Raw genomic sequence first — 6,536 nt, 5'->3', positions numbered from 1 at the left:
GATAAATAGAGAATTTTTAAGTGGGCTTTACTCTATTATCAAAGATAACGATGCATATATCAGATTTGCCTTTTTAACAGGGGTTAGCAAGTTTTCCAGGGCATCAATTTTTAGTGGCTTAAATATGCTAACTGACATATCCCTAAATCCAAGATTTGGAAATATCTGCGGCTATACCCAGCATGATTTAGAGACAATTTTTAAGCCCTACTTAGAAAAGGTGGATATGGAAAAGGTGAAACGGTGGTATAATGGCTATAATTTTTTAAAGGATAATGTTTATAATCCCTTTGATATATTGCAGTTTATAGCCAATGATTATATATTTGATAATTATTGGTTTGAGACAGGTACTCCGTCCTTTTTGATTAAATTAATAAAAGAAAAAAACTACTTTTTACCGAATCTTACTAACCTCACAGTGGATAAGAAAATACTATCAAGTTTTGACATAGAGTATATGGATTTAGAGGTGTTACTCTATCAATCAGGTTATTTGACCATAGATAAAGTTATACACAATGACCTTTTGCAATCTATAGAATACAAACTTCGAATACCCAATCTGGAAGTTCAGATATCTTTAAGTGACTACATAATTCGTTATCTTTATAATAGCGATACTAAAATTAAAGAATCACTGATAAAATCTCTTTATTATGGAAAGCTTGAAGATTTTAAAAAAACTCTTGTCTCTCTATTTTCCTCAATACCATATACAAATTATACCAAAAATGATTTAAATTTGTATGAGTGTTTTTATGCAAGCGTAGTATATACTTACCTTTCATCGCTGGGGATAGACCTTATTGGTGAAGATATAACAAATAAAGGCAGAATAGATTTGACCTTATTTGTAGGGGATAAAATTTACATTCTGGAATTTAAGGTTGATGGTAAGAAAGGAGAAGCCTTAAAACAGATAAAAGAAAGAGATTATGCACAGAAGTATTTAAATAAATCTAAAGAAATTTACCTGGTGGGTATAGAATTTAGCTCTGAGGAAAAGAATGTTGTAAATTTTGAATGGGAGATGTTAGGGATGAAAGGAGCAATTCTATAAAAAAGTTGCTTGATGGAAAGCTTTTGGCGGCATCTTTACTGGCAAGTTTCAAAAGATAAAACTTAATTTACACCTGGGAATACTATATCGCCTTAAAGCGTTACTCCTTCCCAGGTGTATTGCTCTTAAAGCTACTTGCTTTTTAACATGGTAAGCAACATTTTAAAGGCACTTACGGCCTTTACAGCATGGGGAATGTTAGCTGGCATTAAAATGATTTCTCCAGCTTTTACCAGGTGTTTTTCTCCAGCAATGGTAATCTCAGCTTCGCCATCTAAAACCTGCACCAGAGCATCAAAAGGCGCAGAGTGCTCACTTAAAGCCTGTTCTTTATCAAAGGCAAAAATGGTTACTGTGCCTGCCTGGTTTTGAATCAGGGTTCTACTCACAATAGCCTGAGGGTTATAATTAACCAAAGAGGCCAGAGCACTTACCTTACCTGGTTCTAAAAAGGGTTTGGGACCTTGCATAACTATACTCCCTAACTTATTTTTGTGCCTTCTTTAACTTCCTTAGACACTGTTAAGAGGGCAAAACTTTGCCCATCATTGGCAGCCAAAACCATACCTTCAGAAAGTTGACCAAAAATCTTCCTGGGCTTCAGGTTGCTGACCACAATCACTTCTTTTCCCATTAGCTCTGCAGGAGAAAAATAAGGAGCAATACCCGCAATAATCTGCCTGGGTTTATCTTCACCCAAGTCCACTTCCAGCTTTAAAAGTTTATCTGACTTTTCCACCCTGGTGGCGCTTAAAATTTTGCCCACTCTTAAATCCAGTTTTTTAAAGTCTTCAAAAGAAACATACTCCTTTTTCTCCTTAAGTGAAGCAGAAGAAGCAGCTTCTTTATTTTGCTCCAGCTTAATTTCCTGCCTGGGGAAAAGATTGGATTTTTTGGCTACCTTTAACCCTGCTTCCAGTTTACCCCATTCTTTACTTTCAGCCAGCAAATCCACCTTTTGCACCTCAAAGTCCACCCCCAGCTGCTTTAGCATCTCCACGCTAACCGAAGGCATAACTGGCCACAAATGCAGGGCAATTTTTCTAAGACCCTCCAAAAGCAGGTAAATTACTGTGGCCAAACGCTCTTCTTGTTTTTCTTTGGCCAATTGCCAGGGAGCAGTCTGGTCAATATACTTGTTTAAATAACGCACAAACTCCCACAAACTCTCCAGGGCCCTGGCAAATTGAAAACGGGCAAAAAGATTTTGAAAATTGGCTATGCTTTCCAGTCCAATCCCAATCACAGCCTCATCTTCTGCCTCCAGTTTACCTGCTGAAGGTACCTTACCGGCAAAATACTTGTTGGTCATGGTCAAAACACGACTAAAAAGATTGCCCAGGTCATTGGCCAGGTCAGAATTTAAGCGATTGACAAAGGCCTCTTCTGAAAAATTGGCATCCAGGCCAAAATGCATCTCTCGCAACAAAAAGTACCTGAAGGGAGCCAATCCGTACTTGTCCTTTAATTCCAGGGGTTTTATCACATTGCCCAAACTTTTGGACATCTTGGTTTCATCGACCGTCCAGTAGCCATGGACTCTAAGCCCTTTGTACAAAGGAAGCCCGGCAGCCATAAGCATGGTAGGCCAGAAAATAGCATGGGGTTTTAAAATATCTTTGGCCACAATGTGATAACTATTGGGCCAGAATTTTTTAAAATTTTCCCCCTCAGGCCAGCCCAGGGCAGAGATATAATTGATAAGGGCATCAAACCAGACATAAGTGACAAAGTTAGAATCAAAGGGAAGCTCTATTCCCCAGGTAAGCCGGCTTTTGGGCCTGGAAATGCAAAGGTCTCCCAGGTCCTCTTTTAAAAGGCCCAGCACTTCGTTGCGATAACGCTCTGGCCAGATAAAGTCAGGATGCTCTTCAATGTATTGCCTTAAGGGCTCTAAGTATTTGCTCATTCTAAAAAAGTAATTCTTCTCGTGCAAATAGGTAGGTTCAGTTTTATGATCAGGGCAAAGACCATCTACCAGTTCTTTTTCTGTATAAAAACGCTCACAACCAAAACAGTAAAAACCACCATATTCTCCAAAATAAATATCTCCTGCATCATAAACCTTTTGCAAAAAAGCCTGTACTACTTTTTTATGCTCTGCACTGGTTGTGCGAATAAAATAGGAATTTTCAACTTCCAGGCCAGGCCAGGTATTTTTAAAGATATTACTGATTGTATCTACATATTCTTGAGGGGTTTTACCATGCTTTTCTGCAGCCTGAACAATTTTATCCCCATGTTCATCAGTACCGGTAAGGAAAAAGGTTTCATAGCCATTTAAGCGATAAAAACGATTAATGGCATCAGCAATAATGGTCGTATAGGCATGACCTAAATGAGGCTCAGCATTGACATAATAAATGGGAGTAGTGACAAAAAAAGTATTCACTATTTCTCTCCTTCAGCTTTTAATTTTCTTCTTCCATAACTATGGATTTCCATTCACTTAAAGGAATCTCCTCTTCCTGCCCTTCTTCATTGAGTACAGTAATGGTCTGTCTAAAAATATTGGCCCGCACCACCCGTAACAAACCCTTTTGGGTCTGATAGCGCTTGCCTATTTTGGGCAATTGTTCCTGAAATTCCAGATAGTGATTCTCTTCATAGGCCAGGCAGCAAAGCAGTCTTCCACACACTCCAGAAATTTTGGCAGGATTGAGAAAAAGGTTCTGATCCTTGGCCATTTTAATGGTCACAGGCTCAAACTTGCGCAAAAATCTGCGGCAACAACAAATCTGGCCACAATTACCAATCCCCCCAATCATCTGGGTCTCATGCCGCACACCTATCTGTCTGAGCTCAATCCTGGTGCGATAGACTTTGACCAAGTCCTTGACCAGTTCTCTAAAGTCTACCCTGGTAGGGGCGGTAAAGTAAAAAATTATCTTGGAGCGATCAAAATAGACTTCCACATCCACCAGTTTCATGGGAAGCTCACGCGCTTCTATCCTCTCTTTGCAAAACTTATAGGCTTCCTGGGCTAATTTTTTATTACTTAATTCTTGCTCCAGGTCTTCCTGGGTAGCCAGTCTAAGTACTGGCTTTAAATCTTCTGCACTAAAATCTTGAGGAAGCTTATCTTTTAAAAGCACCACTGTGCCCAGCCCAGGCCCTTCCTGGGTCTCAACCACTACTCTATCTCCAGGTTGAACCTCTACTTCTGCACAGGAAAAGTAATATACAGGCCCATAATCTTTAAACTTAATCCCAGCAATCTTCATTAACCCAAAAGCCTCCTTGCCACTTCCTTAGCAGCTTTTCTACCCGCTCCCATAGCCAGAACCACAGTAGCTGCACCTGTTACAATATCACCTCCAGCAAACACATTGGGAATAGAAGTTTCTCCAGTCTCAGGGTCAGCTTCTATGTAGCCCCACTTATTGAGTTTCAAAGAAGGAGTAGCTTCCAGGAGCAAAGGATTGGACCTGGTACCTACGGCAATAATAGCCAAATCAGTCTTTATCTCAGCAATAGCTCCTTCAATGGGCACTGGCCTTCTGCGTCCACTTTCATCTGGCTCTCCCAGTTCCATTTTTTGTACTTTAAGGGCTTTTAAGCGTCCTTCGGCATCTCCTACAAATTCTAAGGGAGAAGAAAGGATTTCCAGGTTTACGCCTTCTTCCACTGCATGCTCCAGTTCTTCTCTGCGCGCAGGCATCTCTGCCTTGGTCCTTCTGTATACAATGGAGACCTTTCTGGCTCCCAATCTTAAAGCAGTCCTGGCTGCATCCATGGCCACATTGCCCCCGCCAATGACCACTACTTCCTTTCCTTGAGGCAGAGGAGTGTCATACTTGGGAAAAAGATAAGCGCGCATTAAGTTGACCCTGGTCAAGTATTCATTGGCAGAATAAACACCGATTAAATTTTCGCCTGGAATACCCAAAAATCTGGGAAGACCAGCTCCAACCCCAATAAAAATAGCCTTATACCCCTGCTCAAATAACTCCTCCAGAGAAAGGGTACTGCCAATTACATAATTACACTTTATCTCTACTCCCTGGGCCTTCAGGGCTTCTAGTTCTGTATGCACAATTTTTTTAGGCAACCTGAATTCAGGAATACCATAGACCAGAACTCCTCCTGGTTCGTGCAGGGCTTCAAAAATAGTTACCTTTATCCCCCTGGCAGCCAAAAAACCTGCAAAGGTCAAACTGCTGGGGCCAGAGCCAATAGCTGCTACCTTTAAGTCCTCCCTAACCATAGGGCAGGTACTTTCCCCGCTTAAAGCATCACAGGGATGTTTGGCATAATAGGAGTCTGCCACAAAGCGCTCTAACCTGCCAATGGCTATGGGCTCACCTGTGGGATTGAGTTTACACTTGCCTTCACACTGGTGCTCCTGCGGGCAAACTCGCCCACACACCGCAGGTAAACTGTTGGTTTCCTGAATCTTTTTATAGGCCTTTTCAATGTCTCCTTCAGCCACAAACTTAATAAAGCCCTTACAATCCACTTCCACAGGGCAACCCTGCTGACAGGTAGGCTTTTTACACTGCAAACATCTTTTAGCCTCTTGAACTGCCTCTTCCCAAGAATATCCCAGAGCCACTTCAGAAAAGTTTTGAATCCTCTCTTTAGGATCCTGTTCGGGCATGGGAGTCCTGGGTTTTATTTTACTTTTTTTCTTTTTTTCCATGGCACTCACAAAATTGTTTATAAGAAAGTTGTTCTTGCTCTATATAAGACCTCAGCCTGCGCATAAGTTCAGCAAAATCTACTTCATGGGCATCAAACTCTGGTCCTTCCACACAGGCAAAACGCACCTTACCGCCCACACTTACTCTACAGGCTCCACACATGCCAATGCCATCCACCATAATGGAATTCAAACTCACCGTGGTTTTAACCTGATATTTTCTGGTTAATTCAGCTACAGCCCGCATCATCGGCACAGGTCCAACAGCAACTACTTCCTTTACCTCTGGTTCGGCCTGGAGATAGTTTTCCAGTACTTCTGTGACCAGTCCCTTGTGCCCATAAGAACCATCATCCGTAGCCACTAAAACCCTGGTGCTAAACCTGGAAAGTTCTTCTTCAAACAAAAGCAAATCCTTACTTCTAGCTCCAATTACTGAAATCACTTCGTTGCCTGCTTCAGCATGGCCCTTGGCAATATGGTGCATGGCTGCAATGCCTGTACCTCCACCTACGCAAACCACTTTACCTTTTTTCTCAATGCAGGTGGGTTTACCTAAAGGTCCACACACATCCAAAATTTCATCCCCCACCTCAAAGGTCTCCAGAAGGGCAGTGGTTTTGCCCACCACCAGATAAACAATTACAATCTCTCCCTTCTGCGGATACTTATCCGCAATGGTCAAAGGAATTCTTTCTCCCTCTGGAGTTAAACGGAGGATGACAAAGTTTCCAGGCCTGGCTTTTCTGGCAATATCTGGAGCCTTAATACTCAACTCACTTACCCTGCCTGGAATAAGTTTTCGCTTGGCTACAATCTTAAAACCCATTC

At 41.6% G+C, this 6,536-nt stretch carries 6 protein-coding genes; 1 reads left to right on the top strand and 5 read right to left on the bottom strand.

What is annotated here, in order from left to right; translation table 11 throughout:
- The coding region (locus ACTCIM_RS10345) for a PD-(D/E)XK nuclease domain-containing protein (RefSeq protein ID WP_472315467.1) at positions 1 to 1,063 on the top strand (1,063 nt) is incomplete at its 5' end.
- Positions 1,064 to 1,194: 131 nt separating this feature from the next.
- Here the strand turns inward: ACTCIM_RS10345 and ACTCIM_RS10340 are convergent.
- The 5 genes from ACTCIM_RS10340 to ACTCIM_RS10320 are packed head-to-tail and all read right to left on the bottom strand — an operon-like array spanning position 1,195 to position 6,534.
- On the bottom strand, positions 1,195 to 1,533 hold the full coding sequence (locus tag ACTCIM_RS10340) for a cupin domain-containing protein (protein WP_464278941.1): 339 nt from the start codon (positions 1,531 to 1,533) through the stop codon (positions 1,195 to 1,197).
- Between the two features lie 11 nt (positions 1,534 to 1,544).
- On the bottom strand, positions 1,545 to 3,455 hold the full coding sequence (gene metG, locus ACTCIM_RS10335; protein WP_464278940.1) for a methionine--tRNA ligase: 1,911 nt from the start codon (positions 3,453 to 3,455) through the stop codon (positions 1,545 to 1,547).
- Positions 3,456 to 3,474: 19 nt separating this feature from the next.
- A complete protein-coding gene (locus tag ACTCIM_RS10330; RefSeq protein ID WP_464278939.1) occupies positions 3,475 to 4,287 on the bottom strand; it encodes a PSP1 domain-containing protein in 813 nt (270 codons plus the stop codon).
- Entirely contained in the window at positions 4,287 to 5,705 is a 1,419-nt protein-coding gene (gene gltA, locus ACTCIM_RS10325; protein ID WP_029967578.1) for an NADPH-dependent glutamate synthase, read from the bottom strand. The genes ACTCIM_RS10330 and gltA overlap by 1 nt, the downstream gene beginning before the upstream one ends.
- Entirely contained in the window at positions 5,683 to 6,534 is an 852-nt protein-coding gene (locus ACTCIM_RS10320; protein ID WP_472315465.1) for a sulfide/dihydroorotate dehydrogenase-like FAD/NAD-binding protein, read from the bottom strand. Before ACTCIM_RS10320 ends, gltA begins: the two co-directional genes overlap by 23 nt.
- Between the last annotated feature and the right edge of the window lie 2 nt (positions 6,535 to 6,536).

The sequence above is a fragment of the Desulfonauticus sp. genome, assembly GCF_055126295.1.
The sequence above is the reverse complement of the archived record's forward strand: the minus strand, read 5'-3'. Positions and strand labels throughout refer to the sequence as shown.

Coding starts and splice junctions, on each gene's coding strand:
- ACTCIM_RS10340 (WP_464278941.1), bottom strand. CDS start 1,533: ATGCAAGGTCCCAAACCCTTTTTAGAACCAGGTAAGGTAAGTGCTCTG.
- ACTCIM_RS10330 (WP_464278939.1), bottom strand. CDS start 4,287: ATGAAGATTGCTGGGATTAAGTTTAAAGATTATGGGCCTGTATATTAC.
- gltA (WP_029967578.1), bottom strand. CDS start 5,705: ATGGAAAAAAAGAAAAAAAGTAAAATAAAACCCAGGACTCCCATGCCC.
- ACTCIM_RS10320 (WP_472315465.1), bottom strand. CDS start 6,534: ATGGGTTTTAAGATTGTAGCCAAGCGAAAACTTATTCCAGGCAGGGTA.